A 25,897-nucleotide genomic window follows, 5' to 3' on the forward strand; every position below is an offset into this window, starting at 1 on the left:
GAACCAGCTACGTCACCAGGGAGCCCGCATGTCCACGTTGATCCCCGTTCACGCCTCCAACCATGTGCTTGAAGGCGTCAGTGAGTACCTGGCCACTACGTTCTCGCTGGCCAGTCAGGACACGTCGGCGGCGCTCAAAGCGTTCCTCGAAGACTCCAAGCAAGGCATGTTCCACGGGCCATACGTGCGCACGCGCCTGCCGTACGCGCGAGCAACAGGGTGGGAAGGGCTGCTCGGGTGGCTGCCGGACTGGTTCAAGCCCTACCACCACCAGGCACAAGCGTTTCGTCGGCTCCGCTCCCTGGACGAAGGCGGGCAGCGTCGTCCAGAACCGACACTGGTGATCACGGGAACCGGCTCCGGTAAAACGGAAGCCTTCCTCTACCCCGTGCTGGACCATGCGCGGCGCATGCGCGCGCAAGGGCAACGCGGGGTGAAAGCGCTGTTGCTCTACCCCATGAACGCGCTGGCGAATGACCAGGCGAACCGTCTTGCAACGCTGCTCACCGAGGAAGCAGCCCTCGCCGGGGTGACGGCTGGCATCTACACCGGTGAGCAAGCCGGAAGCAACGTGACCAAGGTGTCCAAGAAGTCCCTCATCACGTCGCGCCAACAGATCCAGCAGGACCCGCCAGACATCCTGCTGACGAACTACAAAATGTTGGACCAGTTGCTGCTCCGCCCGGCGGACAGGGAAATCTGGCGCAACTCCGCCACCAGCCTGCAATACATTGTGCTCGACGAGTTCCACACCTACGACGGCGCCCAAGGCACTGACGTCGCGCTCCTGCTGCGCAGGCTTGGTCTCCAGTTGAAGAAGCACCAGCCGGTAGGGTTCCTCTCCTCCGAGGCAGCCGCGCGGCCGCTCGGGCAGGTCACGCCGGTGGCCACCTCTGCGACGCTGGGCGGGGAGGATGAGGCACACAAGGTACTGGGGTTCGCAAAGACGATCTTCGGCGAGACCTTCAACGAGGACGCGCTTGTCGGGGAGACAGTGCTCTCCTACGGGCAGTGGTGTGAAGAGATCGCGCAGGCCTACGGGCAGGCGCACACGGACGCGTTCGTGCAGGTGGATGCGGATGTGATTCGTGGGGTCGTCGAAAAGGTGGCTGCGCGCGTGGAAGCAGGTGAAGAGTACGCAGCAACCTGCCTGGCAGTATTTCGTGGCGAGCTCCTGCACTGCGCGGACAACCTGGACGCAACCATCGCCGCCTTCGCCGCGCACCCGCTGACCAAGGCCGTGCTGCAGGCCTCCGCGCACGCGATCCCGCTCACGCAGCGCGAAGGCAGCGCGCAGGACACGCTGCCGCACCGGGTGCTCGACAGCCAAGACCAGTACCTCGTTCGCGCCGTCGGGGAGGAGACCGCGGCGGAGTTCACCACCCATGCGCTCACCGTGGTGTCCTACCTGCGCGCGCTCGCAGGGGACGCCTACGGCTTCGAAGGCAAACGCCTGCCCGGTGTGGAAACGCACCTGTGGGTCCGCGAAGTCTCCCGCGTGGACCGCGCCGTTACTCCAGTTGAGGACGGTCACATCTTCCGCTGGTCAGACGACGGCGCAGTGGAAGAAACCGGGGACTCCGCCGTGTGGCTGCCCGCCTGCTACTGCCGCAAGTGCGGGCGCGCAGGGTGGATGACGTCCCTGGAACCAGGCACGGACTCCCCCGTTTTCGACGTGGCCAAGATCCGCGCCGGCTCAATCGAGGATCGCAGCAGGCAACGCGCGCTGCTGGACGCCACGAACGAATACCACCAGGCGCAAAAACGTGGCACGGACTTCACTACTGGCGGCAGCGGTTCGGACGCCCGCGCGTTGCTGTGGCTGCACACCGGCACCCGCGAGTTGAGTCGCACTCAACCTTCCGAGGAAGCGCTCGCGGACGGCCTGTCCGTACCGGTGCTCACCTTCGCAGGGCTTGAAGCAGACGAGCTCGCGCAGGCACAAACCTGTCCCTCCTGCGGGGAGGCGGACTCCATCCGCTACATCGGCTCCGCCGTGGCAACGCTGCTCTCTGTGGGACTGTCGAACCTCTTCGGCATGGCAGACCTCGAGAGCCGGGAGAAGAAGACCCTCGTGTTCGCGGACACGGTGCAGGATGCGGCGCACCGCGCCGGGTTCGTGCAGTCGCGCTCCCACGCCTTCGGCCTGCGTACGTTCATGTACAACGCCGTGGGAGACGAGGTGCTCTCGCTGGCGGACGTGCCACGCCGCATGGTGGAGGCCGCCGACGCCTCCGGGGAGAAGTACCGTGCGCGCTACGAGCTGCTCCCCGCCGAAATTGCGCACACCCCGAACTTCCGCGCCTTCTGGGACCCGGACGCTGACCCGCAAAGCAGGCGTGCATCACGCACGAGCGCGCTCGAGCGCATCGCATTCGACGTCGCCCTCGAGTTCGGCCAGCGCGCGGACCTGCCGCGCTCCCTTGCGCAGACGGGCGCGCTGTCCGTGGCGGTGGACGTGCCGGACGCCGTGCTGGAATCCGCAGGCAAAGTGGCCCTGGACGCCGTCGCCAGCCCTACCACCGCCATGCAGGATAAGCGTTTACGAATGCAGTGGCTGCGCGGACTGCTCGAACAGGTCCGGGAACGCGGCGCCATCAACCACCCGTGGCTGAAGCAGTACCTCACCAATGACGGCAACGCCTGGTTCGTCAACAACCGCAACGCCAAGTCCCGCGGCGTGCCCTCCTTCCCGCGCGGCGGCGCCCCCGAGTTCCCGCGCTCCGGGAAGAAGATCGACGACAAAGACCGCGGCATCACCCCGCTCGGCAGCCCACGCGGGCGCTACGCGCAGTGGACGGAAAAGGTCCTGGGGATTACACCTCACGATGCCGCCACCGTCTTAACCACCCTCTTCCACGAGCTGGCCAACCGCGACGTGCTCACCGCCATCCAGACCCAAAGCGGCGGCATCATGTACGCGCTTGAGCCCGAGCAGATCATCCTCACGCAGGAAGCGCAGCCTCACGTGCTGGAATGCAACGTGTGCAACGCACACATGGCGCTCGCCGCCACCACCCGCACGCTGCTCACTGGCATGGCGTGCACCACCCAAGGCTGCCCCGGCGCCTTCGAACAAAGCGTGGTGCCTGCGAACTACTACCGCACCCTGTACACCTCCAAGCAGGTGCGCTCCGTCGTCGCAGCTGAGCACACGGGCCTCATCCCCAAAGACGAGCGCCTTGCCCTCGAGCGCACCTTCCGCGGGGACCTTACAAGCGGAACCCCAGCCCCGGACGCCCCGAACGTGCTCGTTGCCACCCCGACGCTCGAGATGGGTATCGATATCGGCGACCTATCCACCGTCATGCTCTCCTCCCTGCCGAACAGCGTGGCCAACTACGTGCAGCGCGTTGGTCGCGCCGGGCGCCTGACCGGTAACTCGCTGGTGCTTGCCTTCGTGCGTGGGCGTGGCGCGTCGCTGCCGAAGCTGAACCAGCCGCTCTCCGTCATCGCGGGCAGCGTCGAGCCGCCCGCCGCGTTCCTGTCGGCCACGGAGATCCTGCACCGGCAGATCACCGCCTACGTCATTGACTCCATCGACTTCGACGTCCTCGGCATCCAACTGCGCCAGGCCACCTCGGTGTTCTCCCCGAAGGCACGCCCCGCCCCACTCGTCGACGTCCTCGTGGAGCACCAGCACGACGCCCACGAGAGCAACGCGTGGGTGGATGAGTTCTTGGGCACCTTGGACGCGGAGCACGTCGATAAGCAGACGCTCGAGCACGCCCGCAACTGGGCACTCGGTCGCGGGCCTGACTCCATGGCGGGGGACTTGAAGCGCGCGCAACAACGCTGGGAGCAGCACGTGCGTGTCTACCAGGAACGCGAGCGCGTCCTCGATGCGCGTTGGAAAGAACTCGAGAAGCTCAACGCCTCCAACCAGGACGAACACCACAAGGATGAGGACCTTGAGCGTGAACTGCGCGCCGTGAAGTCCGCGCTGCGCCGCGTGCGACGCGACCTGAAGGAGCTCGCACTCGACGAGTACTGGGTCTCCGCCATGGAGCGCTACGGGCTACTGCCTAACTTTGCCCTCCTCGACGATTCGGTGGAGCTATCCGTCTCCGTGAGCACGCTCAATCCCTCCACCCTCGAGCTGGAGCCCGAACCCTTCGAGCTCACCCGCGGCGTGGCATCCGCCCTGCAGGAATTCGCTCCCGGCGCGACGTTCTACGCCCGGGGTATCGCCGCGCGCATCGACTCCGTCGAGCTAGGCGACGACGCCTCCGACGTCACCGCGTGGCGGCTGTGCCCCGCGTGCTCCTATGCCGAGGCTGCGGACGCGCGTGAGCCCGGCGCGTGTCCGGTGTGTCACTCGGCGGCGTTTGCGGATAACGGTCAGTGCATTGATGCGGTGCATCTGCGGAAGGTGTCCGCCTCTGTGGACCGTAGCCAGGCCACGATTGACGGGCGCAGTGAGCACCGCGTGAGTACCTGGTTCCACTCGACGATGAGCTTCTCCGTGCCCGAGCACGGTCAGGGCGGGGCGTGGTACCTTTCCGGCGGATTCGGTGCCGAATACTTGCGGGTGGTGGACCTGAGCTGGTTCAACCTGGGCAATGGGCACGCGGTGCCGCGCATGTTTGCTGGCCGGGAGATCCAGGCGCCGCTGTTTACGGTGTGTAAGCACTGTGGTCACTTGGATTCGGCGCGTGGGGAGAACTCGAAGTGGGACCACAGGCCGTGGTGCCCGCAGCGCAACGAGCTTAACGAGGACGTGATGAACGTGGCGCTGGCCCGCACGCTGCGTACCCAGGGCGTGCTGCTGCATATCCCAGAGCGTTTCAGTGCGGGTGACAACACCACTATCCCGTCGCTGGCGGCGGCGATCCGCCTCGGGTTCAAGGAGGTACTCGGCGGGGATCCGGACCACCTGAACGTCACCCCGGTGAAGGTGCCGAAGGAAAGCGGCGGCGCAGTCGAAGCGCTGATGCTGCACGATAATGTGCCAGGCGGCACCGGCTACCTCTCCCAGTTCGCGGACCCGGAATCGGTGCGTAACCTGCTGCTGCGCGCCTACGAGCGCGTCGTGTCCTGCACCTGCGCGGCCGATGAGCGCCTAGCCTGCCCGCAGTGCCTGCTGCCGTACGCGCGCCCGCAGCAAATCGAGGTCACCTCGCGCGCCGCCGCGCAGCGTGCGCTGCTGTCCATCCTCGCCGACCAGGACCACCCTGACCCAGCAACGGACCCGGCCTCGGTCACCTGGGATCCACAGCGCGAAGCTCCGATTATCGACCAGGGCAGCCAGCTGGAAATCCGCTTCCGCGAAACCCTGCGCCAAGCCCTCGAGGACCGCAACGCGGAGATCACCCAGCGGCCCACCGCCACCAGTATGGAGTGGCACATCCGTTTCCCTTCCGGGGAGCAGTGGGTGATGAACGAGCAGGAGGACTTCGGCTATACCCGGCCGGACTTCCTCTTCCGCCACCGCAGTAACCGCCAGGTGCGCAGCGTCGCCCTCTTTACCGACGGCTACGCCTACCACGCCTCCCCCGACGTGTTCCGCTTCGCCAGCGACATGGACAAACGCGCCCGCCTCGCCACCGAGCACTACCTGCCGTGGACCATCACGCACCAGGACCTCAACTGGTTCGACGCCGAAACCAAAGGCACCGCCCATCCTCCCGCCTGGCGCGATTCTCGCGGCATGGCCCAAGGCGGTGCCCTGCCAGCCCTGGACTCCCAGGCCATGGAGACCATCGTTTCCTCCCCACTTACCCAGCTGCTGCACTACCTGGACAACCCACGCGACAAAGCGTTCGCCTCCTACGGGGAGGGTCTTACCGTGCTGCTCTTGGCCAGGATGTTCAGCACCGTTGGTGCCCCTGACGGGAATGTGTTGCGCTACCTCAACGACATTGAGCTCACCTTCGAGCAAATCGGCAACCGGCTGCTGCCCACCACGCTCAACATCGACGTGACCGGCCACAGCATCCCTACCGAACTCTGGAACGACTACCTGCGCTTTTCCAACCTGCTCTACCTCTCCGACGAGCCCGTCACCGTCACCACCAGCGAATCCACCAGCGCCAGCGTTCCCGCTGTGCCTTCGGGGCCGGAGGTGGGCGTCGACAAGCCTGTCGCTGGCGAGGTCGCACCCGAGTGGGCCGAAGCCATCGAAGAATTCGAAGGCGAAGGTGCCGTCACCGAAGCACTGCAGAAACTCGCCGCCGCCGGTGCCTCCACCAACATCCTGGTCGGCGAGGAACTCGAAGGCCTCATGACTGTGGTGCAATGGCCCGAACGCCACGTCGTCGTCCTGTACGACGCCGCCGACGCTGAATCCCCCGCCGAAGCCGCCCTCCGGCGCGCCGGGTGGACCGTGCTCACCCCAGAAACCATCACTGACGACGCAATGAGAAAGGTCATGCCATGAGCATCCCCGTCACCATCAGCTACTACGAAAAGCTCAACGTCGACGGCAGCCTCAAGTCCCAAGTGTTCGACTTCGGCCAGAAGCTCATGAAGGACCCCACCAACCCGTCGCTGAACATCAAGACGATCAACAACGCGGTGGACAAGCGCGTGCGCACCGGGCGCATCAACAAACAGTTCCGCGCCGTCCTCTTCGAACTTCGCGACGCCACCACCCACCACTTCGTCCTTGTCGACGTCGACTCCCACGACGAAGGCATCTCCAAAGCCCGCCGCCTCGACCCGGCCAAACTCCGCCTGGACGTCAACCCCATCAACGGCATCACCACCCTCATCCAGGAGACGGGGCCGGCGTTGGATGCTGCAGTACCTGCTGCTCCTGTTGCTTCTCCGGTTGCTGCCCCTTCGGCTCCGCCTGCCGCGGCCTCGCGCCCCGGTGACGCCCTCACCGCCCACGGCTACACCCCGGACTCCCTCTACACCGACCTCGGCATCGACCCCCACTTCACCCAACAGGTCCTCGACCTGGCCACCGACGCCGACCTCGACCCCCTCCTCGCCACCCGCCCCGCCTGGGAAAACGAGGCCATGACCGGCCTGCTCGCCGGGTTCAGCGTCGACGAAGTCCGCGACCAACTCGACCTCGACGTCACCTCCCAAACCGACACCCCCGACCCCACCGACGACTCCCGCGTCATCGCCGGCCTCAAACAAACCGCCGCCGCCCTCGAGTTCGCCTACATCGGCGACGGCGACACCGACGCCCTGCGCAACGTCATCGAAACCGGCGACTTCGACAAGTGGCGCACCTTCATCCACCCCGAACAGCGCCGCATGGCCAAAGGCGACTACAAAGGCTCCGCCCGCGTCTTCGGCGGCGCCGGCACCGGCAAAACCGTCGTCGCGCTGCACCGCGCCAACTACCTCATCACCACCCGCTCGCAGGCCCGCATCCTCCTCACCACCTACACGCGCGGCCTCGCCGACGGCCTCAAATCCCAAATGACCATCCTCAACCCCACCTTCCCCGAAGCCGCCTCACCGGGCGCGCCGGGCCTCTACATCGAGAACATCGACGCCATCGTGCGCAAAATTCTTCTCGACGCCACCACCGCCGAAATCGAACACGCAACCCGCAGCGTCCTCGGCGTCGCCGCGAAAGCCGTCAAACCCTACACTGACGCCCAGGCCCAAAGCGTGTGGGACAGTATCCTCTTCACCGCCGACGACGCCCTTGCCACCGAGATCGCGAACCAGACCTTCCTCGCCGCCGAGTACGAAACCATCGTGCTTGCCCACGGCATCACCACCCAGGCCGAGTATCTCCGCGTCGCCCGCACCGGCCGCGGTACCCCGTTGAACCGCAAGCAGCGCAAACTGGTCTGGCCGCTACTCGAGTCCGTCCTGCAAACCCAAGCTATCGACGGCAAACTCCTCTGGCCCACCATGTCCGCCATCGGCGCCGCCGTCCTCACCATGCGCGGCCCAATCTTCGACCACGTCGTCGTCGACGAAGCCCAAGACTTCAACGCCGGCCACTGGCACTTCCTGCGCGCCAGCGTCGCCCCCGGCCCCAACGACATCTTCCTCGCCGAGGACTCCCACCAGCGCATTTACGGCCAGCCGCTCGTGCTCAGCCGCTTCGGCATCTCCACCCGCGGCCGCGCTTCTCGACGCCTCACCCTCAACTACCGCACCACCCGCGAAAACCTCGACTACGCTCTCCGCATCCTTGACGGCTCAGAGAACGCCTACATCGACGGCGAAGGCGAAACCGACAACACCTTCGGCTACCGCTCCGCACGCTCCGGCCCAGAGCCGACGCTCGTGCGCTGCACCGACCCCACCGAGGAATTCGACGCCGCCGCCCACTTCATCGGCACCTGGTTAGAGGAGGACCCCAACGCCCGCATCGGCGTCATGTGCCGCACACGCGGCCAGATTCCCCGCATCCTCTCCGGACTTCGCGACCACGGCATCGAAGCCATCCAAACCAAAAACGCCGACACCGCCGCCCACGAACAGGTCTCCGTCATGACCATGCACGGAGCCAAAGGCATGGAGTTCACCCACGTCGTCCTGATGGGCGTCGGCCGCAACATCCTCCCCCAGCGCTTCCGCCTCCGCGGACTCGCCGAAGCCGAAGTGGCACACGCCCTCCAGCAGGAGCGCTCCCTCCTCTACGTCGCTGCCTCCCGCGCCCGCGACGCTCTCCTCGTCACCACCCACGGCGAGCCCTCCGACCTGCTGCCGGAGGTGTAGAAGTCGGCTGTAATTCCCGGGCGGCTTCGGATTACTCCCACCCGCAATTCTGTTCACAAAATCCCGACTCCGCGCGCGAAGCACTTCCCCACCCCACCTCAGAACGCCTCCAGCCTCCGCACCCACTGGGCGAGGGGGCTACCTTTTTCGCTGCTAGCGGGAACTGCAGAAACGGGACAAACGCTTCCACGCATCCCGCCAGTCCGTGGCTGAGCACGGATTTTTCCGAAGGAGCCTGCTTGTAGAGGTGGGAACAGGATGCCGACATCCATTGCCGTTGCCATTTGTGGGGGTGTGGAAGGAGCCATCAACTTTGCTTTCTAACACTCCACCCCGTTGCGGAAATCGAGTAGGAAGAAAACCTCCTATGAACTAGCAGATAATTTGGAAAGCGGAACCAAGTCATCGCCATCTTCTAAGGCCCAGAACTCTTCGCCCTTGAGGTTCGTTACGCCGAGGGAGTGCGTGGCTTCATCCAGTGAGTCAAAAATATTGACGCCATCGATGACAAGGTGGCCGTCCTCATTAATGACGGCATCAACAATCCAATCTGGATCAACCGGATCGAGAAGGTCGCCAGGTTTCAGCAGTCCGGCCTCAAAGAACTCCTGCAGGGTCCTAGACCCGGAACGTTCTTCAACGTCAGACGTAGAAATCACCGGTGCAGAGTCAGCTGTGATGTGAGCGAAAGCATCACGGATAACCTGGGCAATGAGCCTACGGCGGTTGGAAAGGAACTCGTCGTAGGACATGTTTTCCCAACCTTCTGGAATGGCGTGCCAGTACATCTGTTGTTTCAGCCACTCCTCGCCTTGCGAGCGCTTCTCGACGAGTTCTTGCCAATAGTCCTTGGGAGCGCGATCCGAAATATGGATGTTGGTAGCCCAATCAGTGGGAGCGAAGTTAGCCACCTGGTTGATGCGCTTGAAGTCCGTAATCCCCAAAACCTTTTCCAGGTATTTGCGTGGAAACAGATGGTGGCCTTCGGTGCCCTTAGCCGCGGGCTGGTTGGGATCCATCCAATCACGGACGCGCTCGTTGAGCATGAACATCTTTGCATCCAGGATGTTCAGCGCAGCGAGGTAGCACTGGTAATGCGGTGATAGGGCAGCCCCGGACGTAACCAAGTTCTGGGGCAGATTGAAACGCCAGTAGTCTTCGGTGAGTTGAGTGCTAATCGTACGGTTAAGCAGCTCTTCGAAGCCTTCCGCGTCGCCCTTGTCCAGCGCAGCAATCTGGTCGAGGTCCTTCTGGATTTGGGATTCCGATGAGCCCGTGTAGCGGGCAGTGAGTTGCGACATGAAGAGCCAACGGGCAACCAGTGCCCGAAGGCGAGCGAGCTCGACGTCGAAGTCATTGCGTCCAAGCAAGAAGATTACGTAAGAGTAGATGATGTTCATGTGCGAGGTGACGTTCCGGTTGGTTCGGAATCCAGCCGCCTGAATCGAACGAATGAATTCCGTCCAGTTCGTGTGATCCACGACGACTGGAAGAGCGTCCTTGAGGAGCCCTAATTCGTGTTCTTGACGCTCAGAGTTCACGCGGCCGGTGTGACGATCCTTTGCTTGAAGAGCGGCGTACGCATCTTGCAGTCGGCCTCGTCGCTGCCCGACAGCAACCATTGCACGAACAAGGTGGCCGTTCTCAACGGCAATATAGGGGTTGTGAGCCGTCCACTGAATTTCTTTCCCCAGTGCGGAGCTCGCATGAGCTGGGGACATACGGGAGTTGCGTGAAAACTCCTCGATTTGTTCACGGCCTTCAGGCCAAAAGACGCTGAGCCACGTCAGAATGTAGTCGTATGCCTTCAGTCGAACTCCTTCTGAGTTGATGCGAACGAAGACGTCAGCAACGAGGCGCTTGTCGGCCTCGCTCTGAAGGTGAACGACGTTGAACCGGTATTTCTCTAGCCCAGACAGTTTGCTAAAGACATCATGAACTGCCTCTTCTTCTTCATCGCTGAGAGTTCCGCCGGATTCTTCATACCTCTTGAAGAATGCTTTTCTTGCCTTGTAGGAGCTGGCGAAATAGGTCGAAATGTCTTCGACCCACTCCGGGGATTTGGCAATAGGTGGTGTACGAACCTCAAACTTCTCACTAAATGGATTGAACGCAATACGGATCCGCTTCTCGTTATAGTTAACGTCCCGGACAGGAAAGCCTTTTATTGCGGCATAAAGACTGGTCAAGCGCTGCTGGCCGTCGATAATTTGGTGCTGGCCGATGAAATCCGCGTCACCTGAAATTGATCGAGACTCACCGTCGGCAGCAACGTCCCAAAACATAAGCTCGCCTACTGGGTAGCCGCGGTACATCGAATCAAAAAGGTCACGAACCTTCGACGTGGGCCAGACAAATGGCCTCTGGAGATCTGGAAGTTGAATCCTTCCAGAGTGAACATCATTGACAAGTTGCTGCACGTCCCACGGGACAGTGCGGAAGATGGAGGCCATGGAGAGACCTTTCTAGAGTGACGTGAAAGAATTGATACCTTTTTAGAGTATCGCGCACTTCTGACACCTCTGCATGCGATTGCGCTGATGTGTTCGAGTGACGAAACTGCACCTGAAAAAGGCTCCGAACTTCGGGAAAACCTCGTTAGAGTTTCCGGCTCAGGATGGAAAGCCGATCGCCACAGTAGAGCACCCTTTGCCACAAACCCCGAGTCCGGAAGGCCGGTGGTGCAAAGGCTTCTCTGTAGAAGCGAGGACGAGTGCTGTTTGCGTGGCCTGATCGTAAGCACCTGAATGACTTGTGGGGTATCGATGCAGATGCGCTCGTTGTGATCGAGTGGAACACAGAGGAAACCCAAGAGTGGATTGAGGACAATCAGCCCATCTTGCTACTTCATGATCGAACAACGCCCTACGTACCAGACGAAGAAGAAACGACTCATGCTGAGCCTCTGCCTAATGGGATTGATCGCATTCTGGAGTACGTTGCAAGGATGGCAGCCGGTTACTCCAGCGGGTTGAAATGGAATGAAGTAGACAAGCTAAAAGCGGACATGATGAATCGTCCTGATAGGTGGAAACCTGTAACGGTTGAGCAAGTTCGCGCTAAATGTAAAGAACTTGGTATGCGGCCGAACGATGTGGACACGATCGCAGATCTATTGCAGCGCCGGAAAGACGGGCGTTCTTTCCGGGTCGAACCTTCATATCGGAACTTTCATTCCTAGAAGAAACCAGCTTTAGAGACAGCCACGCGGACACGAGAGTTCGTAGAGCTTGCGGACTGTCTCGAGTCCGCGAGGCATCCTTGTCTATGGCGAGTACCTCGAGCTGCAAGGCAAATAGGCTCTGGCCCCGAGCAATCGGGGCCATCTTTTATCTCCCCATTCCCGTCGCTCTCCATCTGCAATTCTGTTCACGAATTCCCGACTCCGTGCGTGAAGCACATCCCCCACCCACTGCCTAATCCCCTTCTGCCCTCATGTCTCCGATTCGCCGATCGCCGAACCGCGAAATCGGCCCAGATACTCAGAATGGGCCGAAAACTCCGTGACCAGCATTGGTCGACGAGACCGAAGTAGCATGCGGAGCGCACTGGGCACCCGGGGTGCGGAGAGGCGTCGATAATTAAAGCTCTATTAAAACCGTCTGCAAAGGGTTATTGTTATCCGTGTAAGTCGCCTGTGTTCGGCGTTGTGCAGATTTGTGGAGAAATAGAAAATGAACCGGAAGAAACTGGTTGCGCTGTGTGGTGCCATCGCTATTGCGTGCGGGTCAATTACTGCGGTGGGTGGCCCGGTGGCGGGCGCGTATGTGGAGAAGCAAGACACTGCAGGCATGCAGCCGAGCCCCGATGTGACAGACGCGGCGAAGATTCCGGCTGTGGACGTGAAGGTCGAAACGGATAAGGCGGACGAGGTCAAAGCTGGTGACACGTTTAATATAACGATTTCGGGAACAGCGGAGGCGCCGTTTCCTGCTGGGGACGCAGCTGCTCAACCTGGTCAATCCAACATTTTAGGCTTCACTGTTGAGGTAACGCTGCCAGACGGCATCGAGCTTGCCGACCAAGCGGCAGTAAACATCAATGGCCAGTCCTTGGGCACTCTGGCGTTTAATCAACTCCCGTCAGGGTCGTACGAAGTAGACCTTCGTGGCGCTATGGGCGAGAAAGGCAACTTCCAGATCACCGTCCCCGTCAAAGCAACGAAAGATGCTCCCGCGGGTGAGACTTTGACGTTTTCTGGCGCTGCCCAAGCGCTGATTAATCCGGAGTTCTCTTTCGACGCTGTCCCGGGTAAGCGTACTGTTTCGCCTCAGGAAGTTGACGGCAAGTGCACCTGGATTGCCAAGACGGAATACGAACTCCACGCTGGTGAATACGGCGCCTGGCTTACCGAGCTTTTCCTCGGCGTCACCGACCCAGCCAATGTTCAGCTTGGCGACGCCACCATTACCATTTTTGACGCCGACGGCAAGAAGGTCACCGGCAAAGCTGGTGAGTTCGACGCTGAGGGACGGTTGACAGACCCGAGAACGTTGGAGAAGCGCAATGAGCAGTATAAAAACACGACTTGGCAGCAAACTTACGACTGGGGTTTGAACCTCAATCGCGCCGACCTGAACAAAACGCTTGGGCAGGTGTTCCTTCCTAGCGGTAGCCGCGTAGTCATCGAGCAGCCCGTATACGATAACCAGCGTCATTGTTCGATGACGGAGGTGTACCCGTCGGATATTTACAGCAGCTACGTCGGCGGCGTCATCATGAACCCAATCAAGCGTGAGACCGCCAAGACCCAAATCTCAGCGCCGGAAGCCCCGACCTCGCCTGCCGAGACGCCAACGCCCACCGTAACTACGACGGCAACTACGACGGCGACTACCACCGCAACCACCACGGCAACGACGACCGCAACCACCACGGCGACGACCACGGCGACGACGACTGCGACGACGACGGCAACTACCACCGCGACCACGACCGCAGACTGCGATTGCTCTCCAACGACGGTGACTGAGACCGCGACGACGACGGAGAAGGCCCCTGAGCCGACCACCGAAACCGCCACGGTGACCACCAAGGAGATCACCCCGACCACCGTTACGAAGAAGGTCCCTGAGCCGACCACCGAAACAACCACGGTGACCACCAAGGAGACCACCCCGACCACCGTAACGGCCACAGCAACCGAGACCACTACGACGACCACCACAACGACCGAAAAGGCCACGGAGACCGTCACGACCACTGTCACCACGACTCCGGTTGCTCCGGCGGACCCGCAGGATCCCACGCCGACCGTCACCGCAACGTCGACCCCGACCGCGCCTGGCAAGACTGCCGAGCGCTGCTTCGCTAACGCGTTGGCGTCGCCATTGTTCTATTTCGTGCCGGTGGGTGTGCTCGCGGCGGTTGGCGGTGAGCTCGCCCGCCCGTACGCCGGTGCGCTGAATGAGCAGCTCGCACGCATCAATGCGGATATTCAGGCAGCGTTCCAGCAGGATTCGCCAGATCGCGGTCGCAATGGTCGCACTCCGCGTAACGACGACCCCTCCGCCGCCCTCCGCGCCCAATTAGAGGAAGCGAACCGGAGGTTCCAGGAGATTGCTTCTGACCCGAACGTCCAGCGTATCGGCACGGTCGCCGCAGTGATCTTCGGTTTAGCTGCCGCCTCTGCCATCCTTTACGACTGGTGCTCCTCCGAGCCCGGCAAAGCCTTCACCGCCGTAGAGGGAAGCAGTGCCGCGGAGCGCTTCCTGAACCGGAACCGCTAACCCCCTGCCCTGCCCCAACCGAAAACGGGATACTAGTGAACTGAATTGAGCAGCGACTGTGTAGTGCCTCAACCCCCATTACTCCCATCTGCAATTCTGTTCACAAAATCCCGACTCCGCTGGAGGCAACTACTTCAGAAGGCCTCCAGTCTCCGCACCCACTGGGCGAGCGTGCCGTCGATAATCGCGGCATGCAACATAGCGGGGCCAACGATCCACCGCCCGGTGAACTCGCTTGAGTCCACATCGCTTCGGTGGGGAGCACGGTTTGGGGCGGGTGAGCGTAGTCGTCGCCATGCGCCGTAGAATCCGGTTGATCGCAGTGCAGTTGGCGCGATTCGGCCCCATCATCACCTACGGTGGGTCGTGTTGACTCAATTTTGACTAGCGGGCGTCGATGAGTAGCTCGGTTGCGTAGTTCTTTGACCGCAAGCGCCTGGCTTTGGAAACGCCTGCGATTACTGGAGCTTCGGCCATAGGGCGAGAGGTTCGGTTCAAGCGCCTCATTCCAAAGAATTACGCGAGCATTGCGTTCTCCCGCATGAGGCTTGGGGAGAAGATGCATCCACTGACCAAACGTCAGCCCCGCCAACGAGTCATCCTGCGTACGCCACACTCTGCGGACTGAGCCGATAACATGGTGCGTAAACGCCCAGACACCACCACCCCCGATACCCCACAGATTGGATCAACGATGTCTCAGCCAAAAGATGACCTCCCCGTCAACCGCCCCGAAGTGTTTGGTGCTGCAGACTCGACAGGCTCGATCGACCGCGCCACCTGCATCCAGACGATCAACGCCGTTGCTCCGCGGCCAGACAACGCGCGGCCAGGGGTCAAGCGACTGCTGCAGGGCGACGGCGCGAACCTTATCGTCTTCAATTTCTGCCCTGGCCAGACGTTGCCGGCTCACAAGGCGGCCCACCCGATCACCGTGCAGTGCCTCAACGGGTCCCTCGAGTTCGAGTGCGGCGGCGAGCGTTTCCCGCTCAAGCAGGGAGAAGTTGTCCACCTGCGCGCGTATGTGCCACACGCGGTGTACTGCCCGGATAACGCTCTGTCGGCGGGCAACATTTTGCTGCTCAGCATGCTTACGGGCGAACGCCACGGCGAGCAGGACAGCTAAGCCCAAACATAGCCCCTAAAGGTGCACGATCTCCACGTCGTCCCAAACTTCGGCGAGGTACTCGGCGGCAACTAACCGATGGCAGGTGGAGGGGTCTGCTTCGGAGCAAAGCAGCACGGCGTCGTCAAAAAGCGAGCGGTCCAGGGACGAAACCTCCCCAGCGTCGTACTCCTCGCGCAACTGCTTCGAAAACTCATCGAAGCCAACCTCGTCATGCCGATACGCGTGCATCAGATCCGCTGACGGCGCGAGAGCGAGCTCGTGCGTGTACGGCATGTCCAGGATGACCCGCAGGAAGTAGCGCAGGTCGTCCTTCTTGGTAAACCCGGCGAGCTGATTCGTGTTGGAGCGGCGAATATCCACCACGCGCCGCACGCCGGACTCGCGCAGAATGTCGAAGAACTCCTCCGCGCTCTTGTGTGAAAACCCGAGTGTGTAAATTCGCATAATCCTCCTAGATCACGAAGCCTTGCCAGCGGCCACCGCGTCGTACCCCTGTTCGCGCAGCTCCGACGGCGCGTCGATCGAAAGGTCTTCAGGCTTCGGCGCAAGTGCATCAGTCACGCAGCCCACGGTACCGCAGGGACTCTTGCTTATCGACGTCCCACTGTCCAACCAAACGTCTTCCGCTGTGCCCTAATGTCCCTTAAGCACGCATTACTCCCATCTGCAATTCTGTTCACAAATTCCCGACTCTGCTCGTGACGCCTATCCCTTCCCCTATCCTGTTCCCATGCCTACGATCCGCCGCGCCAGGCCCGACGACGCCGAAGCCCTCGTCGAACTGTCCACCGCCACGTTCACGCAGACCTTCGGCCACCTCTACGACCCCACCGACCTCGCAGCCTTCCTCAACGAGGCCTACGACCTGCAGAAACACAAAACTCTCCTCGCCGACCCCGACCACGCCACCTGGGTCGTCGAGGGCAACGGCGCCCTCGTGGGCTACGCCCTCGCTGGGCCCTGCAGCCTCCCCCACCCCGACGTCCTCCCCGAAGACCGCGAACTCAAACGCCTCTACCTCCTTGCCGACCACCAACAGTCCGGCCTTGGCTCCACCCTCATCGAGCTCGTCCTCGACTGGATTGGTCCGCGTACCGCGTGGCTTGGGGTCTGGTCGCAAAACTTTGGGGCGCAGCGTTTCTATCACCGCTACGGCTTCTCCAAGGCTGGCGAGTACTTCTTCAAGGTCGGCAATCACCGCGACCACGAGTTCATCTACCGGCGCCCCGCCCTCTAACCTCTTCCGTTCAATCTCGAACGATTTTGGCGTCGTTATCCGACGGGCATTCCCAATTTTCGGGCACGGGCATTTGGAACTCATTCACGAGTATCTCGTATGCCGTTTGAGGACAGTCGCGTATAACGGCTGCTGTTTGGATCTTTCGCCATTTCAAGCGTGACTTATTTAGGTGCGCTTTCCATCTGCCTAGATAGGTATCGAGGTTGAACTCCTGGCGGAGGCTCTCTAAGACATCTTCCAATGACGGGCGGAAACGGTGCCCACCAGTAGGGAAATGGATTTTTGAGAGTCGAGGGAATTCCGAAGTAAATTTCTTTATCTTCTGATCGTTCGTTGAATCCAACTTCTTTGTTAGGCCTAGAAGGTGGGCTACTTCGTCCCGATGCGCGTGAACGTGGAAGTGCGAACTCGGTCTGTTGCTTTTGTTGCGGTCGTACTCAACTCTGAAAAGCGGTTCGTCGTTTGATTTTGCTTGAGCGTGAACAGCGAAGCTGGAGTTCTCCACGGCCAAGAAACTGTGAGTTGAATCCCAGGTGCATTTAAACGTCGGACGCAATCCGAGTATTACGTGCCCGTTCCAAGATAGAGGAATGATGCCTACACGGTCCTCTATCTGCTTTAGGCGGATCGAAATGCTGCCGTTCTCAACTATTTTGCTACTAAACTCAAAATGCTGTCCGGTGAAGGCTTCCACCGTAGCGGCGAGGTCTGCGCTGAACTCGGCGACCAGGGCCTGTAATTGCTCAGCGTTTTTAGTCATCGCCAAGGAGCCAGCGCAGTTCCGAAACACGCTCCCACACGGCGAATTCACGGGGTGTGAGATTGTAGTTGTCCGCACGCTCTTCAAACTCTTCGAACGAGTCCCCAGAAAGGGATTCGATCGACTTTTTGAGTTCAGCAAGCTCATGACGTGCAGCTTCTTTCGACAGATTTTCAACGAGCGGGGCGGTCATGATCGCTCCTTTCGAGTAGGGCAAGTGAAAATTGAAAATGAACTATATGCCTTTATCTTAACTTTGCAAAGGACAAACGGATCCTGCCACCCCCAAACGATATGGAACAAACGTGCGATATGTTTCTGGATTTTCCTCGTGAATGCGATGCTGACCAAACTCCGTGAAACCGGCACGATCGTGCCGAAACTGCCTCTTACGCACCACTATTCCGCACAATATACTTCAAAACGGCACGATCGTGCCGAAACTCCAAAAGGCCGAAACCCCTCCAGAATCACAACACTGAAAGGCCCCCATGTCCCCCACGCCCCGCAGTCTCGGCGAGCAGGCTCGCGAGCAACGCCGTGCCATGCGCCTGACGCAGGCGGACGTGGCCGACCTGTCGATGGTGTCGGAACGGTTCATTCGAGAGTTTGAGCAGGGAAAACGTTCTGTCCGGCTGGATAAGGTTGAGGCCGTGCTGGCTGTGCTTGGCTTGGATGTGGTGGCGGTACAGCACGTTCCGGAGGCACTCCGATAGCGAGGCGCAATTCTGTTCACAAAATCGCTAAGGACAGTTTTCGACACCTTCCGCCCAAGCCTCCGCGCAGCTGGCCGTCGATAAGTTAGCTCAATTTCATTCATCGGCTAAGGTGTGTGGGGTCACATTATTGTCGAGCGAGAGAGGATTTCATGAGCGAGCGCGCCACGGACCCCGTACCTTTCAGCAGCGAGCACCAGGAGGTTGCCGCTGACGAGTTCGAGCTGGAGAACCTCACCCCGGCGGACAAGCGCGAGATCCGCCGCACGCGGCGAGCCCCGTCTCCGGACGGTAGTACCTGGTCGTGGGCGATTACGCTGTTCGGTACCGCGGTCGGCGCCGGAATCCTCTTCCTTCCTATCGACGCCGGCTCCTTCGGCTTCTGGCCCCTCCTCCTTGCGACGATCCTGGTTGGACCAATGGTGTTTTTCTCGCACCGGATGTATTCGAGGATTGTGTCGGCGTCGCCGGTGAAGGGCCTGGACGTGCTGCAGGTCATCACGTCTCTGGCCGGCCGGAAGCGCGGCCTGGCAACGGCGCTGATGTACTGGCTGGCGATCTACCCGATTGTGCTGATTTACGGCGTTTCGGTGACGAACACCATGGACAGTTTCATTGTGAACCAGATGGGTGGCTCGCACGTGGACCGTTGGCTGCTGGCCACGATTTGCGTCGGCGTGATGACGGGCGCGTACGCCCTCGGTAAGAAGGCGACGCTGTGGTTCGCGAATCTGCTGGTGTACCCGCTGATCGTGGCGCTCGCTGCCGTCTCTCTGTACCTGATTCCGTACTGGGATCTGGAGAGCTTCATGGCGTACAAGTCGGATGTGCCGCTGTGGAAGGCGATGCTGTTTGTGCTGCCTGTGCTGGTGTTTTCCTTTTCGCATATGGCGGCGGTGTCGCAGTCGGCGTTGGATGTGCAGAAGTCGCATGACGGTGATGTTGCCGGTACGGAGAAAGAGGTGTCGAAAATTGAGTTGATCACTTGTACGCTCCTGGTCAGCTTCACGATGTTCTTCGTCTGGTCCTGCACGCTCGCCCTCGGCGCGGATGGCATGGCCGCCGTGCGCGAGGAGAACATTCCGGTCCTCTCCTACTTCGCCAACACGACGAATGCTCCGTTCATGGCGGTGGTGACTCCGGTGGTCGCGCTGTGTGCGATTGCGTCGTCGTACTTTGGGCACATGCTTGGCACGGAGGAGGGCACGCAGTACCTGTTACGCGCGGTCGCGCCGAAGGCGACGGAGCGGTGGAATCCGCGTGTGGTCCGCGCGGGCATCTACATCTTCGTTTTCGTATCGACGGTCGCGGTCGCCATCTTCAACCCGTCAATCCTTGATTTGATCTCGGTCGTCGGCGGAATCTTCATTACCTTGCTGGTCTACATCGTGCCGATGCTCCTCTTCCGCCATGCGACGGCCTTCCGTCATTACGCCAACCAGCCGGAGGCGATCTTCGTGTTCGGTCTGGGCATCGTGATTATTTGTGTCACGGTCTGGCAAATGGTGGCGTAGTACGGCGGGTTGCACGTTTATGGTGTGGATGTTACAGTTATAAGTGTAAACCCTCTGGAGGTGAAGCGCTGTGACAACGAAAACTAATCCGGCAATTGAGGTCACTCAAGCTGTCGAGCAGCAGGCCAGCCAGGTCGTGGCTAACCCCGAAACGTTTCATGATGCCGTGCGCGGTACGTTTCCACCCGCGTTAGCCTCTTTTATCGAGTCCATCTTGGCCAGGGTCGCGCGCGGAGAGAGCGTCGCGCTTTCCCGCCCCTCCGAGATACTCACCACCACTGAGGCCGCTGAGTATCTCGGGATCTCTCGGCCGACTCTGATGAAACGGATTCGAGAAGGCGAAATCGATTACTTCAAAGTCGGGTCGCACACGCGGCTTCATAGGGAAGACGTCGTCGCATACTTGCAGCGGTGCCGTGCGCGCGCACGGCACGAGTTCGATGCGATTCGAGAGCTCGATAATGAGATCGAAGGCCTGTGAGTATTCCAGTCCTTTTTGACGCTAACATCTGGTACTCGCGCACTCTCACCGACTGGTGCTTCCTTCTCTTCCTGGGCTCTGATAAAGATGTCGAGCCACCATTCTTTCCAGTGTGGACCGAGGATATTATCGCCGAAGCTCAGTATCATTTGCGCAGAAATAACCCACACGCTCCCGAGGGTGCTATTTCAAAACGCTCCAAGCGAATTCGCGGTGCGTTGGCGGAATGGGAAATCTCCGGTTTTGTTGTTGGTAATTATGGGTACGCGGACATTCATGATCATCACGTTCTCAGCGCTGCCGTGGCTGGCAACGTCCAGTACGTCGTCACCAGCGACAGGGGACTCGTTGACTATGTCGACTCACAGCAGTTTCTGTTTGACGTGCTGACTCCGGATGATTTCTTTTGCCACATTTTTGAGGCGTTCCCAGGGCTTTGTAAGAGGGTAGCGCAGGAAAACGAGGCTTATTGGGAGAAGGTAAAGGGCGTCAAAGCGGCGGACCGGTCGACTACCGTCGTAATGCTAGAGCGCTCGGGCTGCCCGAATTTCGCAACGGTTATTGATTCGGTTTTAAGATAGTGGGCACGGTCGGTGCCGTGCAGCAAATTCCATTGTGGACTGTTTGCGACCTGGACGTTTCAGAATCGCTCCTCCACCCCGGTAGGTAAAACCCCAGGTAATTCTTTTTAGGACCATTTTAAGGCTCTGAAAGATATCGGAAAGATATCACGCGCCGAGAAGTGGCAATTCTGGCCGTTCGTGCAGGTCAGAGAATTGTTTCGATATCTTTCTATCTCTTTCTACGCCCGAATCCAACGGGTGCCGCGGCCGCGCGGAGGACCATCCGGGTCGATCTTCGCGCGCCCGAGGCTGCGTAAGTGTCGAAGGATCCGGCCTGCTTCGGCGACGCTGACACCGGTCTGGTCGGCGATGTCGGCGGATTGGAGTGCGGCACCGTCGTGGAGTTTGGCCTCGATCCATTCCTGGACGCTCACGGTGGCGAGGTCGCCGGGTTGTCCCAGGTTGAGGAGTTTCCGGGCTTCGCTGCTGAGGGTCCACTCGTCGGCGTCGGTGACGGGGTCGAGAAGGCTGCGGGCGACGAGGTCGTCCATAAGCTCATGTACCTCGAGGGTAGTGAGCTGGGTTTTCTGTGCAGCCGTTGTTGCTGTAATGAGCGGCGCGGAGTTGAGGTGCCAGAGCACAATCAGCGCCGCAACACTATCGACGACCTCCTCGCCGAAACGCTCCGAAAGCTTCCGCAAGCCCTTGATGAAGTTGGTATCTGGCTGCTGCGCTGCTAGCACCACCTGCACATTTGCCTCGGTTGCGGTTACCTCCGGGGCGCTGCGGCCGGTGCGGATCATGGTGGCCCACATGCGGTCGAAACCGCGCGAGCTTTCCTCCGCGAGGCCGAGCGTGCGCATCGCTGCCATGAGCCGGTTGTTTCGTGGGACTGAGGGCGTCGATAATAATGTGTCAACTGTTACTCCTGGTGGGAGAGGTCCCGGGGAAGTGATCTTGAGCGTGCGGTTCGTTTGCTCGACCACGACTGGGCCGGGCAGGCGCCAGTCGCGGTGAATGAATGCGTTCGAGACGGCCTCGTCGACTGCCTGCGACGGGAACCTACTGATGGCGACTTCCTCACCGTCATCGAATTGCACCCTCTCAATTTCGCGGTCACCATTTTCCGCAATCAGTCGTCGCAGGCGTGGCAACGCGAGCAGCAGAGGGTCTGAAATGAGCGTGGCCTGCGGTTCTTGCCCTGGGATGCTGCGCCACAGGTGGCGGACCACCACGTCTGTCGGGTTTGGTTGGGCGAGGAGGATTTCGGCGGCGCGCTTGAGTTGGCCGTCGTCACGCATGAGTCCGAGTTCTCGAAGCAGGCCAGTGGTGGTCTGAGGGATTGCCGCGTCCGAGCCCCGCGAGCGGCGATGCTCCCGCAGCATCCGCCGAGCCTCCTCGATGACGGGAAGTTGCAGGTCATCGACAGTGATATCGGCTGGGTCGTTCGAATAGTCAGGGTCTCGCCGCGCGGCATCGATCGCCCGGCGTAGCTCCTCTGTCATCGGCTGGCACGAGAACTGCGAGTCCGCCGTCCGCCTTTTCGCCGCACCATCACCCCGCGTGTACAGTGCACGAGCCTCCGGCACGTGAATCACTACAAGCCGAGCACCCCACGCATGCACCGCTGTCACCTGCACATTCATGTTCGGCTTCGTGCCATTGAAGATCCGCCGGGCAATGTCCTCCTCGCCCAGCTCAGTGCCAGTGAATGCGCCCGCGCCAGGAGTCCGGTCCGCAACGCCGACAACAATGTGTCCCGTCGCCGCCTCGCTGTTGGCCATACAAATAGCCTCATTCAACAGCTTCTCGACGAGCTTCGCCCTCGCACCGTTCCCCTCACGAGCAGTGGGATCCTCCTTGAACTCCAAAATCAACGACTCTTGCGAGTCCGCCGTTGCCCCATCATGAATCGCCTCCAGCGCTAAACGAACATACGAGGGGAGCGCGTCCCAAGCTGATTCCGTGACCATGTGGCAGATTGTACATTCCCCAGGTAATTCTTTTCGGAGCCAATTTTGGGAGTTGAAAGATATCGGAAAGGTATCGGGTGCTGGGAAAGTGTAGTTCTGAACGTTCGTGCAGGTCAACGAATTGTTTCTATATCTTTCTATCTCTTTCTATATCTTTCGGTGTGAGGGCGCCGGGTGCACCAAATTCCATCTCGCACAATCAGCGACCTGGCCTTTTATCCTCCAGCCCCGCCAAAAACCCGGGTTCTGGTGCACAGCAAACTGCCAGAAACACTATCGCCAGCGGAGCCAGTGCCAAAGGACGCACCCGAAAATTTACGACCTGGGAAAACACACGTTTCTAAAACCGAAATTGCGTCCTTTGGCACTCGCTCCCTGTGACCAAGCCACCAGCAAGCCACCAGCAAGCCACCAACCTGCCACCAACCCGTCGTGCGCATTCCCTCACAACCGATGTGCGAGTAAAGTAGGCCCGTAATTTATGGGCAAACAGCCCAGAAGCCACGAGCCCAAAGGGCCACGAGGAAAGGGAGGCGCATTATGCGTGTTGGCATTGTCGGCTATGGAAACTTGGGCAAGAGCGTGGAGCAGCTGGTGAAGCTGCAGCCGGATATGGAGTTGTCGGCGATCTTCTCGCGCCGCAGCAAGCTGGACACGGACACCCGCGTGTTGCCGGTGGCGGAGTTTGGCCAGTACAAGGACGAAATCGACGTCGCGATTCTGTGCCTGGGTTCGGCGACGGATATTCCGGAGCAGGCGCCGGAGTTCGCGAAGTACGTGCCTACCGTGGACACCTACGATAACCACCGTGACATCCCACGTCACCGCAAGGCGATGGACGAGGTCGCGCGCGAACACAACACGGTGTCCATCGTTTCCACTGGTTGGGACCCGGGCATGTTCTCGTTGAACCGCGCGATGGCGGAGGCAATTCTGCCGAATGCGCAGCAGCACACGTTCTGGGGCCCGGGTTTGTCGCAGGGGCATTCGGATGCGGTGCGCAGGATTGAGGGCGTCGCGAAGGGTGTGCAGTACACGATTCCTGCGCCGGATGCGTTGGATCGCGCGCGCCGCGGCGAGACCGAGGGTCTCGACGGCAAGTCCGCCCACAAGCGCGTCGTTTACATCGTGCCGGAGGATGGCGCCGACACCGCCGCCATCGAGCACACCATCCGCACGATGCCGGACTACTTCGTCGGCTACGAGGTCGAGGTCAACTTTATTGACGACGCCACCTTCGTCCGCGAGCATTCCGGCATGCCGCACGGCGGTCACGTGATCACCACTGGTGGCGTCGGCGAGAACCACCAGCTTGTCGAGTACACCCTGGAACTCTCCAGCAACCCCGACTTCACCGGCGCCGTCGCCGTCGCGTACGCGCGTGCGGCTGCCCGCCTCGCGGAGGACGGGAAGTCCGGCGCCTACACGGTGTTGGAGGTTCCGCCGTACTTGCTGTCCCCGGTCGCCCTCGATGACCTGATCGCCCGCGACGTCTAACCCACGGGTAGAGGGTGCCGCAAAAGGCCCTTAGAGATTTTGTGAACAGATTTGCATATGCAGATCTGTTCACATTTTTCTGACTCTTCTGGCTACACTTCCTGGAAATAGCATTTTCAGGAGGCCCCTGTGAAGAAGTTCATTGCCCTGTTTGTGGCGTTCGTGCTCGCAATCTTGGCAGCGCCGAGTGCTTCGGCGATCTCCGTGCGTGGCGACGCCGCTTCGCCCCGATCCGCAGTTGCTGTGGTGCATGCGGGTGGGGCAGTGGAGGCGTCGAGAAATGGGTGGGAGGCGCGGCCGGCGCTGAGCCTGAGCAAGCTCTACCTGGGCTATTGGGTGCTGTACCATGGGGCGCCGCAGCATCGCGCGCTGGTGGGGGAGATGGTGCGCACCTCGAACGATGGCATCGCGAGCGTGCTCGATGCTGCGTACCCGCAGGCGATTGACGCGATCGCGCGCGACTTCAAATTGAGCGCTACTCAACGGCGCGGGAACTGGGGAGTGGCGAGTACGTCGGCGGTGGACGTCGCGAGGTTTGTGCAGGCCATCCGGCATGATCCGGTGGCCGCGCCGCTGCTGCGCGGCATGGCGAATGCTGCGCCCGTCGCTGTGGATGGTTTCCCGCAGAACTACGGCACGTCGAGGCTGCCCGGCGTCCAGGGCACGAAGTTCGGCTGGGCCGATGACCGCCGTAGCTCCACTGCGACCGTCAGCTACGGCAACGGCTTCACAGTCGCGGTGCTCACCTACGGTGATGCGCGTGCGAACACGGTTGATGCGCAGCGCGGCGTCGATACGTCGGTGCTCCCGGGGCCGAGCGGTGGCCGCCGAGTCGTGGACCTGCTGCCACCGCAGACCCCGCCCGAGATCAAGGGCGTGATCCCGAAGCACTGGGAGGTCCCGGCTGGCTCGTCGGTGCCGTGGTAAATCATGGCCCTGACCAGCAATTACGAGAATAAAGGTGCCTAATCTACCAAGGTTTTTCAGATTCCGAGAAACCTTAGGAGATTAGGTACTCACATTCGGCTCGTGCTGCTCGGGGCCGTGATGGTGTTACGGCAGCATTGCAGCGATGTTGGCTGGCAGCATCGGCTTGAGTGCCGGCAACGCGACCGTGCCGAGGAGAGCAACGATGCTCACGGCCAGCGGAGTCCAGAACGCCGCTGCACGCTCAGAGGGAGTCATCTTCGATGACTGGGTGATGACTGCGTCCGATTTGTAGTCCTTCTTTGCAGCGCAAGCCTCCAGGGCGCGCACGTATTCTGCCAGTCCGACGCTGTATTCATTTATGGCTGCCTCGTTGCCACTCAAAACTCCGGCGAAAAACTTGGCGCGGAGCTCTCTGGGACTTGTGGATTGGCCGTTGTCGGTTTTGGATGCGTCTTCGGCAAATATCGGGATCTGTGCAGCTGCTTGATCTGGCGTGTATGGGGCTGGGGAGCCTGGTACACCCTTGATCAGACAGGTGCCACCGACCATTGTATTCGTTACGGGGAATACAAACCCTTGGTTAGTTATTTGGGCGCCCGCTGTCGGCGCGAGCGCTCCGACGGTGATGGTTGCGGCGAGGGCCGCGGCTGCAATCTTCTTCACAGTGAAAACTCCTTTGAGTGACAGGGGAAAATCAGGTTCTTGTATATTCAAGCCCCCCCCCC

General features: G+C 60.7%; 18 protein-coding genes. 12 read left to right on the plus strand and 6 right to left on the minus strand.

What is annotated here, in order from left to right; genetic code table 11:
- The first annotated feature begins 28 nt into the window (after positions 1–28).
- Positions 29–6,379 (plus strand): DEAD/DEAH box helicase, encoded by a 6,351-nt coding sequence (locus HMPREF3170_RS06775; RefSeq protein ID WP_070478702.1) that lies wholly within the window; start codon positions 29–31, stop codon positions 6,377–6,379.
- Positions 6,376–8,640 (plus strand): 3'-5' exonuclease, encoded by a 2,265-nt coding sequence (locus HMPREF3170_RS06780; RefSeq protein WP_070478704.1) that lies wholly within the window; start codon positions 6,376–6,378, stop codon positions 8,638–8,640. The genes HMPREF3170_RS06775 and HMPREF3170_RS06780 overlap by 4 nt, the downstream gene beginning before the upstream one ends.
- Before the next feature lie 365 nt (positions 8,641–9,005).
- On the opposite strand, the gene HMPREF3170_RS06785 is transcribed toward HMPREF3170_RS06780, so the two are convergent.
- Positions 9,006–11,093 (minus strand): GmrSD restriction endonuclease domain-containing protein, encoded by a 2,088-nt coding sequence (locus tag HMPREF3170_RS06785; protein WP_070478705.1) that lies wholly within the window; start codon positions 11,091–11,093, stop codon positions 9,006–9,008.
- A gap of 260 nt (positions 11,094–11,353) precedes the next feature.
- Between HMPREF3170_RS06785 and HMPREF3170_RS06790 the strand changes: the two genes are divergently transcribed.
- The 3 genes from HMPREF3170_RS06790 to HMPREF3170_RS06800 all read left to right on the plus strand — a co-directional run bounded on the left by HMPREF3170_RS06790 (position 11,354) and on the right by HMPREF3170_RS06800 (position 15,495).
- Positions 11,354–11,821 carry a hypothetical protein gene (locus tag HMPREF3170_RS06790; RefSeq protein ID WP_083290909.1) on the plus strand — a complete coding sequence of 156 codons (468 nt, stop codon included), beginning with the start codon at positions 11,354–11,356 and terminating at the stop codon, positions 11,819–11,821.
- A gap of 493 nt (positions 11,822–12,314) precedes the next feature.
- Positions 12,315–14,369, plus strand: coding sequence for a hypothetical protein (locus HMPREF3170_RS06795; protein ID WP_070478707.1), 2,055 nt, complete (start codon positions 12,315–12,317; stop codon positions 14,367–14,369).
- Between the two features lie 694 nt (positions 14,370–15,063).
- A complete protein-coding gene (locus HMPREF3170_RS06800; protein WP_246814935.1) occupies positions 15,064–15,495 on the plus strand; it encodes a cupin domain-containing protein in 432 nt (143 codons plus the stop codon).
- 15 nt (positions 15,496–15,510) lie between these two features.
- Here the strand turns inward: HMPREF3170_RS06800 and HMPREF3170_RS06805 are convergent, their stop codons facing one another.
- The gene (locus HMPREF3170_RS06805) at positions 15,511–15,942 is read right to left on the minus strand and encodes a DUF488 domain-containing protein (RefSeq protein WP_070361678.1); all 432 of its coding nucleotides are present in this window, start codon (positions 15,940–15,942) and stop codon (positions 15,511–15,513) included.
- Positions 15,943–16,228: 286 nt separating this feature from the next.
- Here HMPREF3170_RS06805 and HMPREF3170_RS06810 point away from each other — a divergent pair, with 286 nt between their 5' ends.
- Positions 16,229–16,735: a GNAT family N-acetyltransferase gene (locus tag HMPREF3170_RS06810; protein ID WP_070478709.1), complete on the plus strand. Its 507-nt coding sequence runs from the start codon at positions 16,229–16,231 to the stop codon at positions 16,733–16,735.
- A gap of 10 nt (positions 16,736–16,745) precedes the next feature.
- Here HMPREF3170_RS06810 and HMPREF3170_RS06815 read toward each other — a convergent pair whose 3' ends face one another.
- Together HMPREF3170_RS06815 and HMPREF3170_RS06820 are read right to left on the minus strand one after the other, a co-directional pair.
- Entirely contained in the window at positions 16,746–17,498 is a 753-nt protein-coding gene (locus HMPREF3170_RS06815) for a hypothetical protein (protein WP_070478711.1), read from the minus strand.
- Positions 17,491–17,691 carry a hypothetical protein gene (locus HMPREF3170_RS06820; protein WP_070361681.1) on the minus strand — a complete coding sequence of 67 codons (201 nt, stop codon included), beginning with the start codon at positions 17,689–17,691 and terminating at the stop codon, positions 17,491–17,493. The genes HMPREF3170_RS06815 and HMPREF3170_RS06820 overlap by 8 nt, the downstream gene beginning before the upstream one ends.
- A gap of 298 nt (positions 17,692–17,989) precedes the next feature.
- Between HMPREF3170_RS06820 and HMPREF3170_RS06825 the strand changes: the two genes are divergently transcribed.
- The 4 genes from HMPREF3170_RS06825 (at position 17,990) to HMPREF3170_RS06840 (ending at position 20,790) form a co-directional block, all read left to right on the plus strand.
- Entirely contained in the window at positions 17,990–18,214 is a 225-nt protein-coding gene (locus HMPREF3170_RS06825) for a helix-turn-helix domain-containing protein (protein WP_070361682.1), read from the plus strand.
- 152 nt (positions 18,215–18,366) lie between these two features.
- Entirely contained in the window at positions 18,367–19,728 is a 1,362-nt protein-coding gene (locus HMPREF3170_RS06830; protein WP_070478713.1) for an amino acid permease, read from the plus strand.
- 70 nt (positions 19,729–19,798) lie between these two features.
- Positions 19,799–20,209 (plus strand): helix-turn-helix domain-containing protein, encoded by a 411-nt coding sequence (locus tag HMPREF3170_RS06835; RefSeq protein WP_070478714.1) that lies wholly within the window; start codon positions 19,799–19,801, stop codon positions 20,207–20,209.
- On the plus strand, positions 20,206–20,790 hold the full coding sequence (locus HMPREF3170_RS06840) for a PIN domain-containing protein (protein WP_070478716.1): 585 nt from the start codon (positions 20,206–20,208) through the stop codon (positions 20,788–20,790). Before HMPREF3170_RS06835 ends, HMPREF3170_RS06840 begins: the two co-directional genes overlap by 4 nt.
- Before the next feature lie 221 nt (positions 20,791–21,011).
- Here the strand turns inward: HMPREF3170_RS06840 and HMPREF3170_RS06845 are convergent, their stop codons facing one another.
- Positions 21,012–22,745: an ATP-binding protein gene (locus tag HMPREF3170_RS06845; protein ID WP_070478717.1), complete on the minus strand. Its 1,734-nt coding sequence runs from the start codon at positions 22,743–22,745 to the stop codon at positions 21,012–21,014.
- A gap of 540 nt (positions 22,746–23,285) precedes the next feature.
- On the opposite strand from HMPREF3170_RS06845, the gene HMPREF3170_RS06850 reads away from it, so the two are divergent.
- Positions 23,286–24,242, plus strand: a complete 957-nt coding sequence (locus HMPREF3170_RS06850; protein WP_070478719.1) for a diaminopimelate dehydrogenase — start codon at positions 23,286–23,288, stop codon at positions 24,240–24,242.
- A gap of 129 nt (positions 24,243–24,371) precedes the next feature.
- A complete protein-coding gene (locus HMPREF3170_RS06855) occupies positions 24,372–25,169 on the plus strand; it encodes a hypothetical protein (protein ID WP_246814936.1) in 798 nt (265 codons plus the stop codon).
- A gap of 126 nt (positions 25,170–25,295) precedes the next feature.
- Here HMPREF3170_RS06855 and HMPREF3170_RS06860 read toward each other — a convergent pair whose 3' ends face one another.
- Positions 25,296–25,835 (minus strand): hypothetical protein, encoded by a 540-nt coding sequence (locus HMPREF3170_RS06860; RefSeq protein ID WP_070478721.1) that lies wholly within the window; start codon positions 25,833–25,835, stop codon positions 25,296–25,298.
- Positions 25,836–25,897: the final 62 nt, after the last annotated feature.

This window comes from Corynebacterium sp. HMSC08D02 (assembly GCF_001807505.1).
Lineage (GTDB): Bacteria > Actinomycetota > Actinomycetes > Mycobacteriales > Mycobacteriaceae > Corynebacterium > Corynebacterium pseudogenitalium.

What these genes read in the sequence shown, in the direction of transcription:
- HMPREF3170_RS06830 (WP_070478713.1), top strand. Translation starts at nt 18,367, where the DNA reads ATGAGCGAGCGCGCCACGGACCCCGTACCTTTCAGCAGCGAGCACCAG.
- HMPREF3170_RS06820 (WP_070361681.1), bottom strand. Translation starts at nt 17,691, where the DNA reads ATGACCGCCCCGCTCGTTGAAAATCTGTCGAAAGAAGCTGCACGTCAT.
- HMPREF3170_RS06800 (WP_246814935.1), top strand. Translation starts at nt 15,064, where the DNA reads ATGTCTCAGCCAAAAGATGACCTCCCCGTCAACCGCCCCGAAGTGTTT.
- HMPREF3170_RS06845 (WP_070478717.1), bottom strand. Translation starts at nt 22,745, where the DNA reads ATGGTCACGGAATCAGCTTGGGACGCGCTCCCCTCGTATGTTCGTTTA.
- HMPREF3170_RS06850 (WP_070478719.1), top strand. Translation starts at nt 23,286, where the DNA reads ATGCGTGTTGGCATTGTCGGCTATGGAAACTTGGGCAAGAGCGTGGAG.
- HMPREF3170_RS06785 (WP_070478705.1), bottom strand. Translation starts at nt 11,093, where the DNA reads ATGGCCTCCATCTTCCGCACTGTCCCGTGGGACGTGCAGCAACTTGTC.
- HMPREF3170_RS06780 (WP_070478704.1), top strand. Translation starts at nt 6,376, where the DNA reads ATGAGCATCCCCGTCACCATCAGCTACTACGAAAAGCTCAACGTCGAC.
- HMPREF3170_RS06825 (WP_070361682.1), top strand. Translation starts at nt 17,990, where the DNA reads ATGTCCCCCACGCCCCGCAGTCTCGGCGAGCAGGCTCGCGAGCAACGC.
- HMPREF3170_RS06795 (WP_070478707.1), top strand. Translation starts at nt 12,315, where the DNA reads ATGAACCGGAAGAAACTGGTTGCGCTGTGTGGTGCCATCGCTATTGCG.
- HMPREF3170_RS06775 (WP_070478702.1), top strand. Translation starts at nt 29, where the DNA reads ATGTCCACGTTGATCCCCGTTCACGCCTCCAACCATGTGCTTGAAGGC.
- HMPREF3170_RS06815 (WP_070478711.1), bottom strand. Translation starts at nt 17,498, where the DNA reads ATGACTAAAAACGCTGAGCAATTACAGGCCCTGGTCGCCGAGTTCAGC.
- HMPREF3170_RS06810 (WP_070478709.1), top strand. Translation starts at nt 16,229, where the DNA reads ATGCCTACGATCCGCCGCGCCAGGCCCGACGACGCCGAAGCCCTCGTC.
- HMPREF3170_RS06805 (WP_070361678.1), bottom strand. Translation starts at nt 15,942, where the DNA reads ATGCGAATTTACACACTCGGGTTTTCACACAAGAGCGCGGAGGAGTTC.